Source organism: Streptomyces sp. cf386 (genome assembly GCF_900103585.1).
Taxonomy (GTDB): domain Bacteria; phylum Actinomycetota; class Actinomycetes; order Streptomycetales; family Streptomycetaceae; genus Streptomyces.
This window is the reverse complement of record NZ_FNHV01000019.1, coordinates 1-20,150: the sequence shown is the minus strand read 5'-3', so window position 1 is coordinate 20,150 and position 20,150 is coordinate 1. Positions and strand designations below refer to the sequence as shown.

Annotated in this window: 16 protein-coding genes, 1 pseudogene and 1 CRISPR repeat array; of the genes and pseudogenes, 2 read left to right on the top strand and 15 right to left on the bottom strand. The window is 69.0% G+C overall.

Going from position 1 to position 20,150, the window contains the following annotated elements:
- Nucleotides 1–118: 118 nt before the first annotated feature.
- Nucleotides 119–592: an N-acetyltransferase gene (locus tag BLU79_RS36765; RefSeq protein ID WP_093910341.1), complete on the top strand. Its 474-nt coding sequence runs from the start codon at nt 119–121 to the stop codon at nt 590–592.
- Nucleotides 593–728: 136 nt separating this feature from the next.
- Here BLU79_RS36765 and BLU79_RS36760 read toward each other — a convergent pair whose 3' ends face one another.
- The 15 genes from BLU79_RS36760 to BLU79_RS36705 form a co-directional block, all read right to left on the bottom strand.
- Nucleotides 729–1,403, bottom strand: a complete 675-nt coding sequence (locus BLU79_RS36760; RefSeq protein WP_093910340.1) for a hypothetical protein — start codon at nt 1,401–1,403, stop codon at nt 729–731.
- A 300-nt stretch (nt 1,404–1,703) separates the two neighbouring features.
- Nucleotides 1,704–1,934 (bottom strand): hypothetical protein, encoded by a 231-nt coding sequence (locus BLU79_RS36755; protein ID WP_093910339.1) that lies wholly within the window; start codon nt 1,932–1,934, stop codon nt 1,704–1,706.
- Nucleotides 1,935–1,980: 46 nt separating this feature from the next.
- Nucleotides 1,981–2,307 carry a helicase associated domain-containing protein gene (locus tag BLU79_RS49440; protein WP_256333611.1) on the bottom strand — a complete coding sequence of 109 codons (327 nt, stop codon included), beginning with the start codon at nt 2,305–2,307 and terminating at the stop codon, nt 1,981–1,983.
- A 272-nt stretch (nt 2,308–2,579) separates the two neighbouring features.
- Nucleotides 2,580–5,180 (bottom strand): helicase associated domain-containing protein, encoded by a 2,601-nt coding sequence (locus tag BLU79_RS36750; protein ID WP_256333601.1) that lies wholly within the window; start codon nt 5,178–5,180, stop codon nt 2,580–2,582.
- 99 nt (nt 5,181–5,279) lie between these two features.
- Nucleotides 5,280–6,308 carry a TniB family NTP-binding protein gene (locus BLU79_RS36745; RefSeq protein ID WP_093910338.1) on the bottom strand — a complete coding sequence of 343 codons (1,029 nt, stop codon included), beginning with the start codon at nt 6,306–6,308 and terminating at the stop codon, nt 5,280–5,282.
- A complete protein-coding gene (locus BLU79_RS49435; RefSeq protein WP_256333600.1) occupies nt 6,302–7,078 on the bottom strand; it encodes a hypothetical protein in 777 nt (258 codons plus the stop codon). Before BLU79_RS49435 ends, BLU79_RS36745 begins: the two co-directional genes overlap by 7 nt.
- A gap of 150 nt (nt 7,079–7,228) precedes the next feature.
- Complete coding sequence (locus tag BLU79_RS49430; RefSeq protein WP_256333599.1) at nt 7,229–7,771, bottom strand: integrase catalytic domain-containing protein; 543 nt, start codon at nt 7,769–7,771, stop codon at nt 7,229–7,231.
- Entirely contained in the window at nt 7,771–8,553 is a 783-nt protein-coding gene (locus BLU79_RS49425; RefSeq protein WP_256333598.1) for a hypothetical protein, read from the bottom strand. Before BLU79_RS49425 ends, BLU79_RS49430 begins: the two co-directional genes overlap by 1 nt.
- Nucleotides 8,550–9,260, bottom strand: coding sequence for a TnsA-like heteromeric transposase endonuclease subunit (locus BLU79_RS36735; RefSeq protein ID WP_256333610.1), 711 nt, complete (start codon nt 9,258–9,260; stop codon nt 8,550–8,552). The genes BLU79_RS49425 and BLU79_RS36735 overlap by 4 nt, the downstream gene beginning before the upstream one ends.
- Before the next feature lie 351 nt (nt 9,261–9,611).
- Nucleotides 9,612–11,000 carry a DNA-binding protein gene (locus BLU79_RS36730; RefSeq protein WP_371132016.1) on the bottom strand — a complete coding sequence of 463 codons (1,389 nt, stop codon included), beginning with the start codon at nt 10,998–11,000 and terminating at the stop codon, nt 9,612–9,614.
- Nucleotides 11,001–11,224: 224 nt separating this feature from the next.
- Nucleotides 11,225–11,782 (bottom strand): telomere-protecting terminal protein Tpg, encoded by a 558-nt coding sequence (locus tag BLU79_RS36725; RefSeq protein WP_093910336.1) that lies wholly within the window; start codon nt 11,780–11,782, stop codon nt 11,225–11,227.
- Nucleotides 11,783–11,786: 4 nt separating this feature from the next.
- A complete protein-coding gene (locus BLU79_RS36720; protein WP_256333597.1) occupies nt 11,787–13,355 on the bottom strand; it encodes a telomere-associated protein Tap in 1,569 nt (522 codons plus the stop codon).
- Between the two features lie 283 nt (nt 13,356–13,638).
- Nucleotides 13,639–17,646: an NACHT domain-containing protein gene (locus BLU79_RS48425; RefSeq protein ID WP_093910335.1), complete on the bottom strand. Its 4,008-nt coding sequence runs from the start codon at nt 17,644–17,646 to the stop codon at nt 13,639–13,641.
- Nucleotides 17,633–18,067 (bottom strand): DUF6375 family protein, encoded by a 435-nt coding sequence (locus BLU79_RS36710; RefSeq protein WP_093910334.1) that lies wholly within the window; start codon nt 18,065–18,067, stop codon nt 17,633–17,635. Before BLU79_RS36710 ends, BLU79_RS48425 begins: the two co-directional genes overlap by 14 nt.
- A complete protein-coding gene (locus tag BLU79_RS36705) occupies nt 18,064–19,011 on the bottom strand; it encodes a radical SAM protein (protein ID WP_177001324.1) in 948 nt (315 codons plus the stop codon). Before BLU79_RS36705 ends, BLU79_RS36710 begins: the two co-directional genes overlap by 4 nt.
- A 220-nt stretch (nt 19,012–19,231) precedes the next feature.
- Between BLU79_RS36705 and BLU79_RS50130 the strand changes: the two are divergent.
- Nucleotides 19,232–19,768, top strand: a pseudogene (locus BLU79_RS50130) (GIY-YIG nuclease family protein); the annotation flags it as partial.
- 110 nt (nt 19,769–19,878) lie between these two features.
- Nucleotides 19,879–20,146: direct repeats of the CRISPR family, unit length 22 nt; unit sequence GACCCCCACGTGCGTGGGGAAG.
- Between the last annotated feature and the right edge of the window lie 4 nt (nt 20,147–20,150).

Here is a 20,150-nt window from a genome sequence, read left to right as displayed (position 1 = left end):
CGGCCAGTGTGAAGGTAGGTCGGCTGTCGTGGGGGTGGCTGTTCCTATCGTTTGAAGGATAACCGCGGTGATGCCCGCGAGACTCGGACGCGGGCAGTGGACTGGAGAAGGAGTTCCGGTGAGGACACCTGACGGGCTGGATGAGTTTCGCTGGCGGTGGATGCTTCTTCTCCGTCCGTGGACCGAGTGGTTCTTCCTGCTGCACGCCGCGACGCGGCCTGCAGGTTTCCAGGACATTCGCGTCTATGGCCGTGACGGGATATCCGATGCGCGGCTCGTGTGGAAGGTCTGTCACGAGTGCGAGCGGGGCGTCATCTCGAAAATCTCGCTCTCTCCGGAAGTGCAGCGGCGAGGTCTTGGCACACGCCTCGTCGACAGGGCCCTCCTGGACGGTCCCGGCTATCACTGGACTACCAGCAGCCAGTCCCCGGATGGCCGGGCGTTCTTCCGGGCGATGACAGCACGCACCGGCGCCGAGTTCGCGGCAGGAGGCCGAACATGCGAGCACATCCTGGAGAGCCGGCTCGTGTCGTCGCCGGGTCTTTCTGAGTTGCTGTTGTGGCTTCGAGCTGGGGTTTCTCAGTTCTTCTGAGTGTTGTTCGCGGCGCCCGGGGTGCTCGGGGTGTGGTTCTGGGTGGGGCCGTGGTGGCTGACCTGCGTACATGGCGTCTGTGCAGGTTGGTTGATCGTGGTGCAGTTCCAGTGGGCTGCTACTTGGTGGGTGTGGGTCAGGTGGTGTCGGGGTTGGTGAGGTCGTCTCGGGTGAGGGTGACGCGGGTGGCTTTGCCGGCTTTGCTGGCGGTGGTGGTGGGTGGCAGGACGCGGACGTGGATGAAGTAGACGCGGACGCCGGAGATTTCGGTGTACGGGGGCCATGCGCCGGGGGTGCCGTCGGTGGGCAGTTCGAGGAGCTTGTCGGTGATGTTGTAGATGACGAGGTAGGCCGTGTGCTGCCCGTAGTCGTGGGCGTACTTGACGATCTGGTGCAGCCCTTTGACGAGGTAGCCCTTGCCGCGGCTGCTCCCGTCGAAGATCTTGCCGTCGCAGACGAGGGGGTCGCGGCCGTCGAGGTCGCCGATGAGGTCTGCTTCGCCGGAGGCTGAGCGGGGCTTGGCGTGGGTGACGTGGTCGCCCTCAAGGAAGAGGAAGCGCTGCAGGTCGAGGTTGTAGACCTCTTCGCCGGTGGCGAGATTCGCTTTGAAGCGTGTGTAGAGCTCTTCGCGGTCGAACCACTCGATGCGGGTCCGGTATCGCTCGAGGGTGTGCAGGGATGCTGCTTTCTGAACCGACGCGTTCGCTGAGGAAGTCGAACAGGGGCTGCAGGATGTCTTCGGCGAATTCCCGCCAGCTGTCCTGGTGGCGTCTTTCCATGCTGTAGCCGATCGCGGTCTGCAAGCCGACATCGGGGTTACTCACCTCTTTTGAAGCGATGCTCTGCATCAGTTCCCAGATGAGTGTGGTTCGCCCTTGTTCGGTTCGGCCGGGCCAGACGAACCGGCCGCTGCGGGTCAGTCCGGTGCGGAACCGCTCCCGGTCGACGCCTGGTTCTGCCTGGGACGCCTCTTCGAGGAGGCCTTTGAGGGCGGGTTGGTTGTTGATCCAGGTGACGGCGAGGTGGACTTCGTGGCCAGCACTGGAGTAGGGCGCGGTCATGAGTTTGCGCAGGCGTTCGCGTACGGCGACCTGGAGGCGCTGCTGGTACTTCACCGGAAGAGGCCTTTCAGAGCTTGTGTGATCTGCTGCTGGACGGCGTCGCCCGCGTTCTGCGCGCTTCCGGTCTCGTCGACCAGCCAGATCTGGGTGTAGCAGCGGGGGCAGATCACGGCGGTCTGGGCCACGACCTCCGAGTAGCGGACCCACATCAGATATCCGCAGGAGGGGCAGGCCGTTTCAAGGTCCATGCTCAGGAACTGCGTTGCGAGGGAATCTCCCATGGCGGGATTGTTCCGTATGGGTCTGGCAGTGGTGGTGTTGTCGGTTCTATCCGGGGTGGATGCCGATGGTGGTGAGAAGCTCCTGCTGGGTGGGGTGGAGGGTGTTCCAGCGGGTGCGTTGCTGCTTGGTCCATCGCTGGAGGGCGGGGGAGTAGGGCTGGCCGGTGTGGTGGTTGAACTGGGCTTGTTGGTAGGTGCGTTGCCAGATGCTGGGCCAGGGTGGGTTCCACCAGGGGTCGAGGTCCTCAAGGACTTGGGTGGTGGTGGGGGAGAAGCGGCCTTGTCGGGCTCTGCGGCGTGTTTGTACGAGCCAGTCGCCCAGGGCGAAACCGTCGTGGCGGGTGTCTTTGCTGCAGGCGAGGTGGCCGTTCAGGGCGGCGTAGGCGCGGGCGTGGGCGAGGCCTGGGCTTACGGGGTAGACGCGGCTGGTGCGGCGGCGGGCGGCGGCTTCGGGGGTGATGTCCAGGTCGGTCAGGAGTTGTTGCTGTTGGGGGCGTAGGTGTGGCCAGGCGGCGTGTTGTGCTCTGATCCAGGTTCGTACGTCGGCCGGGACCCCGTGGGGGCGGGCTTGTGTGGTGCGGGCGCGGGTGCAGGCGCGCTGCCAGGCCAGGTCCCAGGGCGGGTTCCACCACGGGTCGATCGCGGTCAGTGCCTGGTGGCGGGCGCTGGGGGGGTCTCGCGTTGGGCCTGTTGGCGTTGGTCGTTGAGCCAGCGGCCCAGGGGGAAGCCGTCGTGGACGGTGGAGTAGGTCACGGCCAGGGTGTGGTGGGTGTCGGCGCGGGCGTGGGCGAGGGCGGTTTCTGCGTAGGGGTTGAGGGGCCGGGTGCGGGCGCTGTCGCGGGTGAGGCCGATGTCGGTCAGGAGGCGCTGCTGGTCGGGGTGGAGGTCGTCGTAGTGGTTGCGTTGTGTGCGTAGCCAGGTGCGCTGGGCGGGGGCGAAGCTGCGGAAGTGGTGGTCGGCGTCGAGCCGGTGGCCGGCCTTGATCTGGTTGTGGATGTGCTGCCAGGCGCGTTGCCACGGCAGGCTCCAGGGCGGGCACCACCAGGGATCGACCGCCGACAGGGCCTTCGTCTGGGCGGATGGAGGTGTGCCGCGGTGGGCGTGGTCGCGTGCGTGCTGGCGTTGCCGGCGCAGCCACCGCCCGAGCTGGAAGCCGTCGTGAACGGTGTCGACTGCGACTGCGAGGGTGCCGTGGACGGCGTGGTAGCAGCGTGCGTAGCTCAGGGCGGTGGCGAAGTCGGCCTCGCTTTCGGCGGGCCGGGCGGCGGCACTTCGGGCCTGGTCCGCGGTGATTCCGATGCGGGCGAGCAGGCCGTGTTGGTCGGGCAGGAGCGTGTCGTGCTGGGCGCACTGGGTGGTCAGCCATGTGGCGAGCGCGCTGGTGGTGCCGGGGAATCCCGCCGCGGTATCCAGGACGTGACCGCCTTGGACGTGGGTGTGTGCCTGGTGCCAGGAGCGCTGCCATTCCAGCGTCCAGGGCGGGTTCCACCAGGGGGCGATCGCCGACAGTGCCAGCGCGCGGGGCGAGGGGGTGCCGTGACGTAGCTGGTGGGCGCGGTCCTTGCTGCGCTGGTTGGACAGCCACTGCCCCAGCTTCAGTCCGTCCTGGACGGTGTCGGTGGTCGCGGTCACCAGCGTGCCGTGGGTGTCGGCGTAGGCGCGGGCGAGGACACTTTGGAAGTGGGTGGCCATGTGCTTGCGGCGGGGCCGGGCCACCCGGGCACTCTCGTGGGTGAGGCCGATGTCGGCCAGGAGGTGCTGCTGGCCGGGGTGCAGGCTGTCGTAGCCGGTGCACTGGTTGTAGAGCCATTCGCCCAGGCCGAAGCCGGTGGTGGGGAAGCCGTGTTCGGGCCGCAGGGCACCGCGGGCGCGGGTGTGGTCGCGGGCCTGGTAATAGAAGCGCTGCCACATCACCGTCCACGGCGGCCGCCACCACGGATCCAGTGCCTCGAGTTCCGCGACGTGTTCGGGTGGCATCGCGGGGAATTTCCGGTGGTTCGACAGCCACCGGCCCAGGGCAAAGCCGTTGAACCGGCTGTGGATCGGTGCGGCGAGATGGCCGTGGACAGCAGCGTAGGCGCGGGCGTGGGCCAGGCCGGTGGTGAAGGCCTGGTCCGAGGTATGCCGAAGCCCCAGGTGCAGCCGCGTACCGCCTGCGGACTTCTCTGGCTGTTGTGCGGCGTCGCGGTAGGCGGTGAGTTCGCGGGCGATGGGCCGGGGCCGGTGCGCCATGTGCAGCGTCCACAGCCGGTCGGTGACGGCTGGGTCTGCGTCGGCCCGTGCGCAGTGCTGCACCCAGAGCAGCAAAGGGCCGGCCGAGGTCGAGGCGATCCGCTCGGCAAGCCACGGCCGCCTCGTGGCCCGCGCCAACTGGGTGACCAGGGCAGGGGTGTGGGCAAGCGTGTGGGGCAGGTGTCCGCCGGTGTCGGCGAGCAGCCGCTGTCTGGTGTGTTCATTGGTGAGGACCGAGGTGAGGGCGACGGTCTCCGGGTAGGTGACCGCGTCCCGGGCCAGCAGCCGCCACCAGCCCGGATCAGCCCCAGGCGGCGCAATCTGGCGTTCCCGGCGCCGCCACTGCTCCTCCTCGGGCCACTGCTGCGCCCACCAGGAGACGACCACGGCATGGGCGACAGCGAACGCCTCGACCGCATCGGGCCGATGACGCAGCAGCGCCAAGTGCCGCCGGTGTGCCGAGAGCATTTCGGGTAGTCCCGCCAGGTCGATCTGCTCGGTGTCGGCCGGCGCGCCGTCGATCCAGTGGGTGCCGAGCATCCAGCGCCGGTGGCGCGGGCAGATCCGGGTGTGCGGCTGCAGATACACCCGGGCGGGCTTGGTACGTCCGGTGCGTGCTGCCGTGCACGGCCGGCAGCCTTCCCCCGCGGCCGGCACCACGGCCCCGAAGCGGAACCGCCCGGCTGCACCCGCCCCGTCCGGCGAGATGGGCTCTTGGGCGGGCCAGGCGGGCAGGGCCCGCTGAAGGATCTCCTCGGGCACGCGGCAGAACGCGGAGACGCGGGCGCGGGCTTCGGCGTTGAGGTACACCTCGCCGTCCGTGCGGTAGCCCTTGAACAGGCCTCCGCCGACCTGGAGGAGTGCGGGGATGAGGTCTCTGACGCCGAGCCGGTAGCGGTCGGCCAGCCGGTCCAGGTACGACAGGTTCGTCTCGCCCTGCAGCCGTGCGAGCCGTACCGGCCCCGGTCGTGGCGTCGCCGTACGCTGCGGCTGTGGTGGAGGAGAGTCGTGCATGAGGGAGCAGAAGTCGTTCCTGGCGGGCTCGGATATGCCGGTATCCGAGCAGTGGCCAAACGGGGGAGCGGGACGGACGGTTGAGGCAGATGCCGCAGGTCAGGGCTGGCGTTGCGAGGGCGTCCGGCGGCGGTGTGGTGCCCGGGCCCGTTGTTCGGCGGCGCTGTCGAGCTCGATCTGTTCGAGCAGTTTCTTGGTGATCTTCTCGGTGCCGTCCAGCAGCGAGACCAGAGCGGCTTCGCGGATGAGGTGGGAGAGGCTGCCCATGCGGCCGCCGGTGCGGGCGTGGAGGTAGGCGGCGTGCGTGACCAGCGTGCCGGGCCGGTTCCGGCGCAGCCGCAGGGCGCTGTCCATGCCGTGCACCAGGTCGTGCCAGATCTGCTTGTCGGCCGGGCTGCCGTAGCGCAGCGGCTGGTTGCGCACGATTTTGAAGCGGCCGGCGAGCTGGGAGCCGCGCACGCCGGTCAGCAGCGGCGAGGATTCGACGTCGATGCCGGAGTAGACGAACGTCGCCGGGATCCGCTCGCCGAGGTACTTCAGCTGGTCGGAGGTCTCGGCGCCGGCCCGGCTGCGGGTGTCCATCAGGTGTACGTCGTCGACCAGCACGAGCTGGGTGCTCATCTCGCACAGCAGCTCGCACACGGCGTTGGTGATCTGGATCTGGTTCATCCGCTCCAGGGCAGGCAGGCCGAGGAAGCGGGCGAACTCGCTGATGAGCATCTTCGGGGTGGAGGACGGCGGCACGGTGATGAACAGGACCGGCAGACGCCCGTCCTGGTTCGGGTGGCGGCGCCGGTCGGCGAGTTCGACGGTGCGCCCGAGCTGCTGCATCGCGGTTGTCTTCCCGGTGGTGGCCGGCCCGGAGATGATCAGGCCGCGCCGGGCTCCGCCCTGCTGGCCGCGGTTGAGCAGCAGCAGGCGGCGTACCGCAGTGGAGACGGTGTCCATGGCGGGGGTTTTCAGCACCACGAACCGTGCGTGGTAGTCCTCCCGTTGCTCCAGCGTCCATTCCTGGTCGTCGGCATCCCGTGCCGGTGCGTGGGGCGTGTCGACGAACTGCTGCCATCCGTCCCACGTGGTCAGCGGACTGAAAGTGCTCGTGGTGGCGGGCTGGGCCGCTGTCACCATGCCTGGGCCTCCTGGTACGGGTCGTAGATGCGCATGCCGCCCGCCCCGGCGGTGTCCAGCGTCTGCTCAGCGGCCTGGTCCCGGGTCGTTTCGGCCGTCGGCCCGGATGCTTCGGCCTCATCCGCGTGGGCTGCCGCGATGTCCTGGCCGTCGGCGAAGGCGGCGAGAAGGTAGTCCTCGTCGTCCTGGTTGTCCTCGATGTCGTCCAGGCTGTCGTCGGCGTCCCAGCCGTCGGGATCCTGGAGCGGGACGGTGAAGGAGCCGGGCAGCCCGAAGGAGGCCCCCGGCGCGAGAGGCGCAGGCCACTGTTGCGGGGCGGTGGCGGGGGAGGGATCGGTCATCTGCGCGGCCGCCTGGGCCCGGGCGGCTACCGTCCGCTCTCGCCTGCTGCCCAGTCCCTGGCCGGCACGGCGCAGCAGCGCATCGAGTGCCTGGGCGATCGCCGCCTCGTGCTCTTCACGGCCATGCCGGCGTTCCACGGTGCGGCGGACATGGTCGAAGGTGAACGCGGTGAACGGGCGCCTGACCGCCCCCGCGTGGACCCACGGCACCTCGAGCCATCCCTCGGGCAGGCGCACCCACACCCGGTTCGGATCGTAGGGGTTGTGGTGGACCTCCCACCGTCCGTTCTTGTCCGCCCGCGGTGAGCGGCGGCGCCGGTAGGGGTTCAGGCCGGGGTGGTCGTAGGTGCGGTAGCCGAAGCGGACGCCGTAGTCGTTGACGGCCTGCCACCGAAGAGGCAGCAGCTCGACGTAATCGTCGGCGGACAAAGGCACCGGTACATGCCCGGTCACCGCCACCAAAGCCGCCCACATCTCGTTCGGACAGACGGCGACCCGCGGCATCATCGGGTGCCGCAGCGCCTCGTGCCGGCGCTCCTGCCACCCGCAGATGACCCATTCGTCCAGCAGTTCCTGAAGCTACGTCAGGCTCCAGCAGGCATCCTGCGCCGTGGCCGCGCCCCGCTGGGAGACGTCCGAGCCGGTGTGGCCCGGCAGGTACTGGCTGAACCCGTCGGCAATCGCGCGGAAGGTCCGCTCCACGTTCCCCTTCGCCGGGCCGTTCGCCGGCGGCACCGGCTGCACCGACACCCCCAGGCTCTCGCACACCGAGATGAACGACGCCGACACATACACCCGGCCCTGGTCCACGACCACTGTCTCCGGCATGATCACCGGCCGGGCGGCAGCCTGCTCCAGCCGTGCGTCCAACGCGATCAGCCGCTCGTAGGGGATGACCGACCGCTGCATGGACAGTGCCGCATTCCAGCCCGGCCGCATCGCCGTCGGCACCACCATCTGCGCCAGCAGCATCGCCGCGTCCACCGACGTCGTGCCCACCGGACGCACCACCGCCGCGCAGATGCTGCGCGTCGCCACGTCCAGCGCGATACACAGTTCAAGGCGGCCGGTCACACCGTCGTCCAGGACCGCCAGTACATCCAGCGGCGTGCTGTCCAGCATCACCAGCTCACCCGGCCGCAGTGCCACCGTCGGCGTGAAGGGAGGTGCCGGCCGCGACGCATGCCACCGCCGTTGTGTGGCTGTCCCCAAAAGGCCCTGTCCGTCGGCCACTGCGTGCACCAGCCGGTTGAACGTCGACGCCGGCGGCAGGGCCACCGCCCCGGCGCCGAACTCCTGATCCAACAGCCACCCCACCCGGCGGCGCAGCCGCACCAGCGTGCCCGTCGACCGCTCCCGCTGCCCCTCCAGCACTTGCCTGACTGCCGCGACCACCCGCTCATCGGCCCGCCCCACCGCGGATCGCTCCCGCACCGCCCGGCCGTCCACCAGCCCCACAAGCCCTCGCTGCGGTAGCGCGCCCGCATCCGGCGCACCGTCGCCGCACTCGCCGCCCAGCCCGCCGCCGTCAACTCCTCGGCCTTCGCCCGCTCCCGCTGCGCCAGGCTCCGTGTCGCCGGATCGAACTGCTCACGCGGGGCGCCCTGCCCGACCGCGTCAGGAAAGCCGGTCTCCACCTCCCGCACATGCCGCTGCCACGCCAGAGCCCGCTCCCGCACCTCGACCGGCAGCGCCTCCAGCAGGCCGAACGGCGGCACTCTGGCTGGTGCCGGTCCGCGTTCCACCTCGAAGGACGGATCGGCGAACAGGTAGGGCAGCAGCACCACCGCCGAGGCGCCCTCGTCACTCACCAGCGTGGCCCGGGCGCCTTCCAGCACGGCGAGCGTCCATACCCGTCCGTCGTAGCGAAGGCGCGCCCCGACCTCGACAACCGCCTGCGTCACGCCGCTTCGGCCTCCTGCCGCGCGACCGAGACGACGACACGCTCGTGCAGCGGTTCGTCCAGCCGCACCCGCAGCACACCGCTCCACAGCGCGTGAAAGACCGCAGGCCACACGGCGATCGGATCCCCCAGCTCATACACCGCCTCCACCGCCGGCCGCGGACTGGCGAACACCTCCAGCAGAGCCGGCATCCACGGCCCTGCGGCGTACCGGGGATGCCGGTAACCCGCCAGCCACCGCACGTTGGCCACCAGCACCGGATCCGGCGGCCCCGCGAGCCGGTAGGACCAGCCCGCTGCCTTGGCGGCAGCCGCCACAACCCGTGCCCGCACCGCCAGCCGGGCAGAGGGTCCGCTGCGTCCGGCGCAGTCGAGGAACAGGCCGCTGCCGTCCTGAAGCCTGGCCATCAGCTGCGGTGCATGACCGACGACCCTGCTTTCCTCGGGCCACACCAGTTCCACCGGCCGGCAGGCCAGCGCCACCACCGCCGGATCCCGGTCCAGCAGCATGAGCTGACTCCGCATGACACCGGACCCGTACGCCACCAGCCGCCCGGTCGTCGACGACCACCACCAGCCCGGAGCCACACGCCGCCCGGGCCGGACGGGGAAAGGCTGTACCGGAGGACTCTCCTCGAAGACGACGTCCTGAGCAGCCTCAAGCCACGGGGCCTGACGCGAGCACCCCAGAGGGTCTCGAAAGCGCACATCGATCAGGCTGGCATCTGCAGCCGCAGCTTCTTCGCGTCGAACAGCACCACCCGTACTGTGCGGCTCGGGGATGCGGCACCCGGCCCCGGGTACCGCGAATGATGCGGCCTCCTGGCTGCTGTCGATGATCACGTACTCCACACAACGCCCTGCCTGACCTGCCGCGCAGGAGAACCGGCCGGTAACCGCAACATCGGTGCAACCGCGGGTTGTTGGGCTGCGCGGGGCACCCAGGGTGCCGGGCGGGGGCACCGGTGTCAGTGCAGAGTTCTGCACTTTCACCCCGCCGCGCCGCACCCTGTCGGCAACGGCTGGTCGGCTGCCGACCGGCCTGCGCCGCCGGTCGTGTCAGTCCTCGCCCTCACCCGCGGCGAGTACCTCGGCCAGCTCTTGGGAGGGCAGGCGGGACCACGCGGCGGCCTCCTCCAGTGGCACCCCGGCGGCAACGGCTGCGGTGGCGGTGTGCACGAGGGCCTGGTCGATCAGCTCGGCACTGTGGCTGAGGTGCTCCAGCAGGGTGCGGGCCACCTCGGCGGTGGTGCCGCTGTGTACGCCACGCAACTCCACGAGCTGTTCGCGCGCCTCGTCGACCAACTGTGTGATGCGGAACCGTTGTTCGGCGCTCACCGTGGTCCGCCACCGGGTTCCCGAGCCGCCCGACCGGGCTTCTGCCGCCAGGACGCGCAACTGGCCGGCCATCGTGGCGGGCTGCCGTTCGCGCTTCAGGTGCCACGGATCCTCCCGCCAGCCCGGCGGGCCCGTCTCGTGGCGGCGGGCGCGCACGATCGCGCCCTTCCAGCCGTTCAGCGGGCTGCCGCGGTCGGCCGCAAGTTCGGGTCCCAGCCAGGTGCGGCCCACCCGCTCGCCCAGCCGGTGACAGAACGCATCGTCGGCGCTCCGCACCCGAGGCCGCATCCCGCCGCTTGCCTGCCAGGCCACCTCGGCCATGGCCGGCTCCAGCAGCGCCTGCGCCACGGCCACCACCTCCGGGAAGATCGCCGCGTCCCGGCCCACGATCCGCCACCACGCAAGCCGTGACCCCGCGTTGCCGCCCGCCAGCTGGTGCAGACGGCGCGGCCAGATCTCCTCCTGCTCCCAGGACAGGGCCTGCTCCCACCAGCGGGCCACCACCGCATGCGCCAGCGTGAACGCCTGCTCCGGCTCCACCCCGGCGCGCACCGCACGCCGCGCCACGCCCGGCCACCGCCGCTGCGCGGCCACCACCTCAGCCGCGCCGCGCACATCGAGGTGTTCCAGCGGCTGGTCGGCGTCCGCGTCCAGCAGCCAGCGTCCGTGCCTAAGGCAGACCCGATGCCAGCGTGGCAGGTAGCGCACCGCCCGCAGTGCCTGTCCGGTGCGCCGCGCGACGCACAGCCGGCAGCCGAACGCGGCCGGACCCGCCACCGTGCCCGCCGCCCGCCACCGTGCCTGTGCCACCCCGGCCTCCCGGCCGGTGCTGATCTTGGGGTCGTCCATGGTGAAGGCAGGCAAAGCGCGCGCCAGTACCTTGGGCTCCACCCTGCACAGCTCGGCGAGCACCCGCCGCCCGGCCCCGTTGAGGACGACCTCCGCGTCCGCCCGCGTACCGCCGCCGTCGTGCCGGGCGGGGGAGTTGCGGCATGTCCACAGCTGCAGCACACCGGCGGTCGGGAGACCGTAGCGGGCCGCCACACGGCTGATCAACGATGCGGTCAGCTCCCCGGCCAGCGGCACGGTCCGTAACACCCCCGCTGCCACGCCACACTCCCGATGCCGTTTCCTGCTCCTGCTCCTGCTCATTGCCAGCCCCACATGCGCCTCACAGCCAGCCCGCGGCCCCTGCCTGCCTGGGTGGCTCGCGTCCGGCGGGCTGGCCGGGTTCCGAGGGCCGACTGCACAAGGCTAGAGGTCACCGCCCAAGTTGCCGCCCTCGCCCACCGCTGAGTCACAAAGCAGGTGCTGGGCCTGCGGCCGGCGTCAGGTCAGTAGTCGAGGTCGAGGTAGTCGATGTCGTTGAGGGTGACGTCGGAGAGCCCCAAGGCGCGGGCTCCGCCGTCCTGGAAGTAGATCTCTTTGAAGCCTTCGGCGATGATCTGGCGCATCTGCTGGTCGCTGGCACCCGTGTTGCGGGCGTCGAAGAGGCGCTGCGCGTACGCCGGGGGGAGATGCACGGTCAGGCGCCGGAAGCGCCCGTCATCGGTGGTGCCGATGGGCGCGGTGTACCCGAACCGGGCCCGTGTCTCCACCGTGATGCCGCGCGTGGTGGCGGCCTGCTTCTGGCGGCGCTTGCGGACCTGAGGCTGCCACCGCTGCCGTACCGCGTCGTCGATCCGGCCCGCGATCGCCTTGGGCGGGTGCTTGCGTTCGCCCTTGCGGTATCGCTCCACCGACCGCTGGCTGACCCCGAGCTCCGCCGCGACGGCTTTGGTGGTCTTGAGCTGCTTGATCAGGAAGTTGATGCGGGCCTGGAGGGTTTTGGGTGGCTGGCGGGTGAACGCTTCCCGGTCGGCGCGTTCGATCGCGTCGTCGATCTCCCCCACGGCCCTACTCTCCTTCGTCGAGGACGGCGTCGCCGCCCTTGATGTGGCGGGCGGGGTTGTAGCCCTGTTCCATCAGGTCGACCGCCCAGAGCATCGACTGGACGCCCTCCAGCTTCGCCAGCCCCGGCGTGGGTCCGAGGCGGAACCCGCCCGGCTGCGGCTTGCCGGACGCGGCGTACGGAAGGAAGTCCAGCGGGCTGTCGCCCGGCGAGGGGTAGACGACGCAGTCGGACAGCACAGCGAGCGGGTACAGGCCCGTCATGGTGGCCATGTTGCGCAGTTTGCGGTGCATGTTGATGCGGGCCTTGGAGATGACGGCGGCGCGGATGTCGGGGCGCCAGGTCGGCCGCTGAAGGGCCGGCCACCGCTCGCCCTCCTTGTACTTCCTGCCCTGCGGGCGCTCGCGGAGCTTGCCGATGCCGCCCTTCACGGTGGCCTTGATGGCGGCGAGGACGGCCGCCATGGCGGGGTCGGTGTCCTTGTGCCGCTCCATCGCGGCCAGGAACTCGGCGTCCGAGAGGTCCTTGGTGACGCCGAGGTCGGCGAGGGTGTCGACGTAGGCGTTCTTCAATCGGTCGTGCCACGGGTCCAGGTACGCGCCGGTCTCGCGGCGCAGGTACGCCTCCAGCGGAGCGACGTTGTAGCCGAGTTCCTGGGCGTAGGCGACGGTGTGCGTCTGGTACCAGGCAGGTCCCGCCGGCCGGGTGCCGTCCGGGGTGAACGGCGAGGGCAGGCGCGGGTCCACCTCGACGTGGGACAGATCGACCAGCCAGGAGCCGGGAATCTTCGGGTTGAACGTCGGGGCGTGAAAGTGGTCGGGCGCGGACAGCCCGACGACCAGGCGAGCCGCGGCGGCGAGGAAGGCGGTGTTCAGGTCCAGGCCGACCGCGTACGGCAGCGTGCACTCCTCATCGCTCAGCAGGCTGACGTCGCGCACCCACTGGTACGCCTCCTCATTGAGAAAGCCGCCGCTCCAGCCGCTGTCGACGACGACGGGGTGCTCAGGGGTGGCCTCCGGCGGCGCCGGGTCCATCGGCTCTGTGCCCAGCGAGCCGGGGTTGTGGCCGGGCACCCAGTTCCCCGTCTGCGGGTCCTGCACCGCGCGGGTGGGCGGGCGCAGCGCCGTCATCAGTTCCAGGCCGGACACGGCGGTGGAGCCGCGCGGGGTGATGACCCGCTGGGCATACACGCCCAGGACGCGGGCGATGTCGGCCGGCTCCATGTCCGTGACGCCGGGCCAGGATCGATCGTCGAGGGCGTCCCAGGACAGGACCGCGAGCTGCACGCACTGCCGCTCGCGCCCCTGGACTTTGCGGTAGATCCTTGCCCAGGGGCCGAACCCGCGCTGGGTGAGCAGCCACTTCGCTTTCACCACCTGCTTGACCACCGGGTGGTCCTCCGGCAGCCGAAGGGACCGGCGCTGCTCATGGCCCTCCAGGCGCTCGGGCAGTCCGAGCTTCACGGCGGCCGCGGCGGTGAGCACGATCAGCGGATCGCTGTCTTTGCCGCTGCGGTGCAGGCGCGGCGCACCGATCCCAGATTCCTTGAGCGTCCACTCCACCAGCTCCACCACGGTGGCCGCGGGTGCGACTTCTCATTTCGATGTCTCCAGTAGTTCTCATCTGGATGTCACGCATATCTGCTGGTCGGGGCATGCAAGTGATGACATCGAGTGAGGGGTTTTGGTGACACCGTGTGAGAATCCCCAGCGCGTCGGAATGAGAAGGCCATGGGGATGGCCCTCTGACCTGCTGTTTTGCGATTTGAACCGGTGCGGCTAGATCTCCGGTCCTGTCAGCTGGCGTGCTGATGGGAGGCGCCATCCTGCTGGTACGGGCTCCCTGTCGTGTGGCCTGTTACTTCTTGGCGTTGTTCTGATCCGCATCGAGCAGACGGATGCGGCGCCAAATGTGCCCGTAGCTTTGGTGCACTGCGTCCATCCAGGCAGGAACAGAGTGCCAGTCGGTGGCGCTCACTTCGCGCTCGCCCCAGGCCACCTGCATGATCCGGCGATCACCGGCGAAGGCTTCAAGGAGATCGCGGCGTAGGAAGAGCAGATGACCCCGCCACGGTTCTTCCACACGGAACACTGCCGAGGCGCGACGGCCGTCCAGGCCCACGAGGTCTACGGTGCCGGGCAGTTGGCGCAGCCCGAAGTGGGCGGCGAACTCATACGAGGGCACGTCAAAGCTCCTGCCGAGGCCGTTCTCCGAATTGCTGTCGGGGGAGAAGTCCGCGGCGACCTGCTCGGGCTTAATGCCGTCATCCTGTCCGTCGTAGCCCAGTGTGCGGTAGGAGGCGGCATACGGGTCATCGTCGAAGGTCCGCTCGAACCTGTGACTCCACGGCATCTCCCCGGCCAGTACGTCGCGGACCGTCGGCAGCGATGGAAAAAAGTCGTTGCCCGGATACGGGCGTTCGCTGGCGAGCTGATGTGCGAGGTTGGTGTCCTGTGGCTCAAGCAGGAGGGTGCGGAAGAACCCGAACACCGTCCGCCCGTCACGGCGGTGGTTCAGATACCCCTCGGCCAGAAGCCAGCCGCCCTCCACTGAATGCACCTCCTCGGGCGACCACAGCTGGAGCGCCACCGTAACTGTCCCGGACGTGAGCCATCCTTGGTTGTCCGTGGGCTCCGCGGGCGCCCAGAGAGGAAGGGGCATGGGCGCCACCGGGGGCCTGTCAGGGAAAGTCGGGTCGATGTCGGGCATCAGGCGTTCCGTGCCCCCGAACGGCGACGGTGACTGGCCGGCGTCCACGAGACGGCCGATCATTTCGTGATAGGCGATCCAGCCGTACTTCTTGCCGTAACGCTCCACCTTCCTGCGGGTGCTGTAGGAGGGAGCGGCGTCCGCGGCGATGTCCTGGTCGATGCTGCCGAATTCCTGCTCGCGCCAGCCCAGTTCCCACACCCGGGCTCTGACTTCGGCGCGGGCTCTGCGGAAGCCGGGGTGTGTGAAGTCGTAGTTACGCCTGCCGGTGATGGCGCCCCCGATGATGTAGTTCTCGAAGTCCATACCGAAGGTGCGATCGCACTCCTCGGCGTTGGGGTCGCCGTCCTCCATCACCGCGATGGGCGCCGCGGCGGCGAACCGCAGAGCGAAGGCATCGACCCCGTCCGGGACTGCGGCGGGGTGCAGGGTGCCGGCGAATTCGTGGGTGGCTCTCACGTAGCCCCGCAGTTGCTCATGCGAGGTGGGTGTGCTCCCACCGTCCAGGAGATGGTCGCGCAGGTGCACCAGCCAGCCCCTCAGCGCCTGTTCCAGCGGCCCCCCGGGATCGGGCAGCTGGTGGGAGCTGGCCGCACCGAACGCCGCGGCGACGATGCGCTCGACGACATAGGGGTCGTCGACGTCGAGCATTCGGGCGGCGAGGTCGAACAACCGCTGCGGCTCGGGCCGGCCATAACGCTGGAGGGCTTTCGTCGCCAGGTCCCGCATGCTCGTGTCCGTGGAGGTCAGCAGCCAGGCAATGGCCAGGGCGTTGAGGTCGTCGCTCTCGGATCGACTGCTGCTGTTGGCCCATCCGTCGACTGCTCGTGCCAGGTCTGCCGTAAGCCGATTCGAAGCCCGGCTTCGGGCCCATTCGCTCCAGCGCAGGTCACGCTGGGCGAGGGGCAGTTGCCGCAGCACCCGGTCGAGGAAGGCGGCGTTCAAGCGGTGCGGCGCGGACCTGCGGACTTCCCACAGACGGCTGAATGCGGGACGGCCCCTCCTGGTGCCGAGAGACGCGGTGACGAGCGCGGACGCGAGCGCATCGACCGTCTCATCGTCGAGAAAGCGCGACTCGGCGGAGAGTTCTTGTGCGAGCACCAAGGCATGGTGCTCAGCCGGGGCGACGCGCCACAGGTGGTGTCCGGTGAAGCGGCGCGGCACCAGTGAGATGAGGGCGATAAGAACGTCTTCGCCCAATGGGTGCTCATGTTCGCCCAGGAGGGACTGCCACAGAGCCGCCTGCGCAAGCTGCTCGTTGACGTCGCCGTATGGCATGCGCACCAGGATCGCATCGGCGATCAAATATCCGGCGAGGCGGTCGAAGACGAATCCGCACTCGGTGTCGTCGGAACCCCTGATCTCCTCGCGGAAGATCACTCCTTCCTCGACAAGGCGCCGGAAGAGGCTTTCGTCCCAGTTCGGTTGGCCGGCGTCAAGGATTCCTCGCGCCTCGTCGAACGAGAGCCGGCGGACGCTGTGCGTCCACAGGTGTCTTGCCAGAGTGGCGAGGCGGCGCTCGATCTGGTCGGCCGGCACCGGCACACGGACCGGGTCCAGGGCGAGGCGCTCGGTCACACCCTCGCGGTACCGTTCGAAGACGCCGATGAGGGACTGAGGCAGTGCCTCCGCTCCCACCGGCTCCCGGCGCTCGTGATTCGCGGCCTCGCAGTACATGCGGACGAACAGCGGGTTGTGGAAGGTGTCGAGCGGAAGCCAGGCGTCGCCCGGGTTGATCAGGTAGTGGTCGAAGTAGACGCGCACGATGTCGTCGACTTCCGCACTCTGCCACTCCAGATTCAGGGACAAGGTGGCCTGCGGGAGGAACTGGTCGGCGAGTACCTCGCGGAGGGTCACGATCACCGCGACGTAGGGATAGCGGTCCAGGGCCGGTGCCAGCCTGGCGATGAGGTTGCGCCACTGTAGGGGCCGCTCGGCCTCGTTGAGTCCGTCGATGACCAGCGGAATCCGGCAGCCGGCGCGGGCTCCGGCCGAGTTGAGCGCTTCCAGTAGATCCTCGAAGCGGTCGGTTCTGAGCCCGGGGATCCGTCGCGCGAGATCATCGAGAGTGTCGCCGCTGTGCAGGCTTGCTCCCTGGATGAACACCCCTGCCGTTAGCTGGTCTGCCTGGGAGGTGATCTGCGCGGCGAGGTGCGTTTTGCCCTGCCCGGCAGCGGCGACCACCGCGAGCAGCGGGGCTTCGGCGTCTGCTTGCATCGCGGTCAGCCACTCAACGGTGCCGCGGATCTCCGCTGCGAGACCGTTGACGAGCGGCGTCTCGGGAAGGCGGCGCTGCCTGAATTTGAGTACGAGACGTCGCAGTGTTCGCGGAGAGGTTCGCGGAGGCTGCTGGTCGGCGAGGCGCTCGCGCACTTCCCCGGGCCGAAGCCCCTGAACTGCGTCCAAGACAGCGCGCAGGTGGTCGACGAACTCCGCGATATCGTCGGCGATCTTCTCGCCATCTTCCCGGGCAGCGTCCTCGAGGCCGCCGAGGCCTGCGCGCAGTGCCTGGAGCCGGGCTGTGACGTCGTCAGTGCGCCGCTGCAGCCACTCGAAGGAGCCCGGGCGCAGCAAGGCCCGCTCGATGCGGTGCTGTACGTGGTGCGCGGTGTGCAGCTGTGGGGCCCACCGGGCTGCAATCGGTGCCACAGACTGCTCGTGAGCTCGCGTCAGTGCCGTAGGAGTGAGGGCAAGCTCACCGAAGAAGGTGGAGCGAAGCTCGTCGTGTCCGCCCAGTTCTGCGTCAAAGTTCTCGGTGGACCACAGCTTGACCTTGACGCCCTGCCGGGCGAGTCCGTCAATCCACTCCTCGTTGCCCTTCGCAGGCCGCTGCGGAAGGCACAGCACGAAGTCGGTCAATCCAGCGACGTGCTTGATCGCCAGGGTTAGGGAGTCCTCGATCTGCGTGCGCTGGCCCGCGCTGAGCTCGTTCCTGCTGCTCAGGATGAACCACTTGCACGACCACCCCCAGACCCGGCCCGGATCGCCCAGGCCGCCGGCATGGTCGACATGGAGGTAGAACTCGACACCGGGCTGGTTGCGGCGCTCTCGCATCGTGCCCAGTGCCCCGTAGCGGCGGGAGACGACGGCCCGTGTGAGTGCTTCGAAGTTCTGGTCGGCGGCGCCGGGTAGGCGTGCCAGATCAGTCAGATCCACTGTCGCTCCCACTCCTCGCGTCAGACCGCTCGCTCCCGTCCTCGTTCCATGCGTGGCGGGAGAAGACCTCGACCTTCGCGCCGTAGTGGAGGAGCACCTTCAAAAAGCCTTGGACGTCTGACTCCTCAGTCCAGACTCGGACCGTCTCCGCCTCACGGGTGATGCTGTGATCGAGAGCGTAGATGTCAACGTCGGGCCGGCCCAGGTCGTAGAGCTTCAACTTGACCAGCTCGTCAACGAGTTCGAGAGGCATGCGCTCGTCATGACTCCGCCAGTCGTCGTCGGACCAGGCGGCCTCGGCCAGGGCTCGCAGAGCCTCCATGCCCTCCGCCGCCGCCTGCGCGCCGGTGACTGTCTGGAACCGGCCGATCAAAACCAGGTCCATCGAATGCTCCGAACCGTAGCCGTTCCAGATCTTCATCGTGCCTCCCTCAGCACCTGCACGGCTTCCATGATGGAGGCACCGACCGGTACACCCGTGGATGAGTAAGCATGGGGGCGCAGGACTCCGGCCGCGTCCAGATGCATGTGCGCGTCGAGGGGAAGTTCGCCGGGAATGGTTTCCGCGGTAGGCAGGGCGGCTTCGAGACCGGTCCGGGAGATGGCGAGCCGAACGCCGGTCCTGGTGGTTGCGGCCCATTCCACGAGGCACTGCGCGTCGGCGTCGCTGATGCCGGAGGTCGCGGCGGTCGGCTGCTCCGGCAGAAGCAGCAGTTCGCACGCGCCGACGTCTTCGGCGAAGACGACGAGGCCGTCCAAGTCGCCGATTGTGTCGGCGTTGATGACCGCATTGATCCCGAACGGGGCGAGGGAAGAGAGCAACTCGGCAGCGCGGACCACGGCCTCGAACGGGCGGACGCGAAGCCGCTCGTAGGTGGCTCCGACCCCGTCGACGGACAGACGCACGAAGTGCACGGCCTCGCGTAGGGAATCGACAAGTTCAGGTGTGAGCCGGTGCCCGTGCGTCGTGAAGGTCACAGCCATGGACGTGGACTTGGCGATGCCCCCGCACAGTTGGGCAAAGCTCCGGTATGCAGTCGGCTCCCCGCCTCCGAAGCCGACACCGAGGCAGCCCCCGGCGTCGAGCTCCGCCGCCCACGCCAGCACACGCTCCCTGTCGAGCGCAGCGGCATGCTTGGGCGCATAGCAGTAGACGCAGTGGAGCTCGCACGCGTTCGTCAGCGCGACGGACAGGTACCGCGGAGCACGGGAGACGAACTCGGCGGGAACAGACACCTCGTCGAGCAGCACGTTCACCCCAGAGACGCGGTCGAACAGGTGAACGCCAGACGCGGACATGCGTATCTTGCAGCTCATCGACAGCATGATGCCAGCGCCTTCGCCGACGCTGGAGCGGTTCCGCACTGCAGCTACCAACTGTCGAATGCAGGAAGAGTGATCGCACCACCAACCTGCGTCCGCCAGGCCCGTGGCAACGAGCATCAGCGGTGCCGCCGCTGGGTGCCGTCTATTGTCAGACCTCGCTGCCATACTCGCGGTCCGCACGCCGGAGTGCAGTGTCTTCAAAGGGAGGACCTGCCGTGCCTCTGTTGGGAGCAGCGGCTGATCTGGAAGGACTCACGCCATGCGCGGCGCAAGTTTCAGTGTCGACTTCAGCTTCAATGATCACCGACTGTGCGAGGTCTCGCTGACCGTGACCGTGACCGTGCCGCACAGGCGCTACGGCCACACCACGCACGACGAGCTTGAACCCCGCACGGAGATAGACGTGCTGGCAGTCATGGAAATGCTGGAGCTGATTGACCGGGGAGTGGTGAGTGCTGGCGAGGTGCGCGGCGTACTAGAGGATGCCGCAGAGGAACTGAAGGATGAGTTCGAGCGTGGAGAGGGACTCTCCGACCAGGTCCGGGACGCATTCCTGCAGCGCAATGCTCGCACCAGCCACGAGCACCGGGACGACCGCTTGGTTTATGCCGTGTCCTCGCAGACAGATCCGAAGGCAGTCAAGATCGGCGTGTCCAAGGACGTTGCTGCACGGCGTAAGTCACTACAGTCCGGCTCCGGTTCACAGTTGGTCGTGCGGTGGACCTCCTCCGGCGGTGGCTGGCTGGAGGAACGCCTGCACGAACGCTTTGCCCCACGAGCCCTGGGCGGCGAGTGGTTCGATTTCCGGGATGTCGCGGACCCGGTACAGATGATTGCCCAAGCCGCGTGCAAACTGCTGCGGCAGTCCGGAGCCGCCAGACGTGGGTCGGTGGGCCGAAAACCCTCCTCTCCCACGTGCGTGGGGAAGACAGGGCGAGCACGCTGACATCGGGCCTGATCTGGGATCGACCCCCACGTGCGTGGGGAAGACCTGCGGGCGATGATGCCGCGCCTGCGGCCGCGGGATCGACCCCCACGTGCGTGGGGAAGGCAAGAAGGCCGCCAAGCCCGCGGTCGACCCGCGGGACAGACCCCCACGTGCGTGGGGAAGGCTGAAGGTCGAGGCTGACCGCGGCGGCTGACCCGGACAGACCCCCACGTGCGTGGGGAAGGCATGA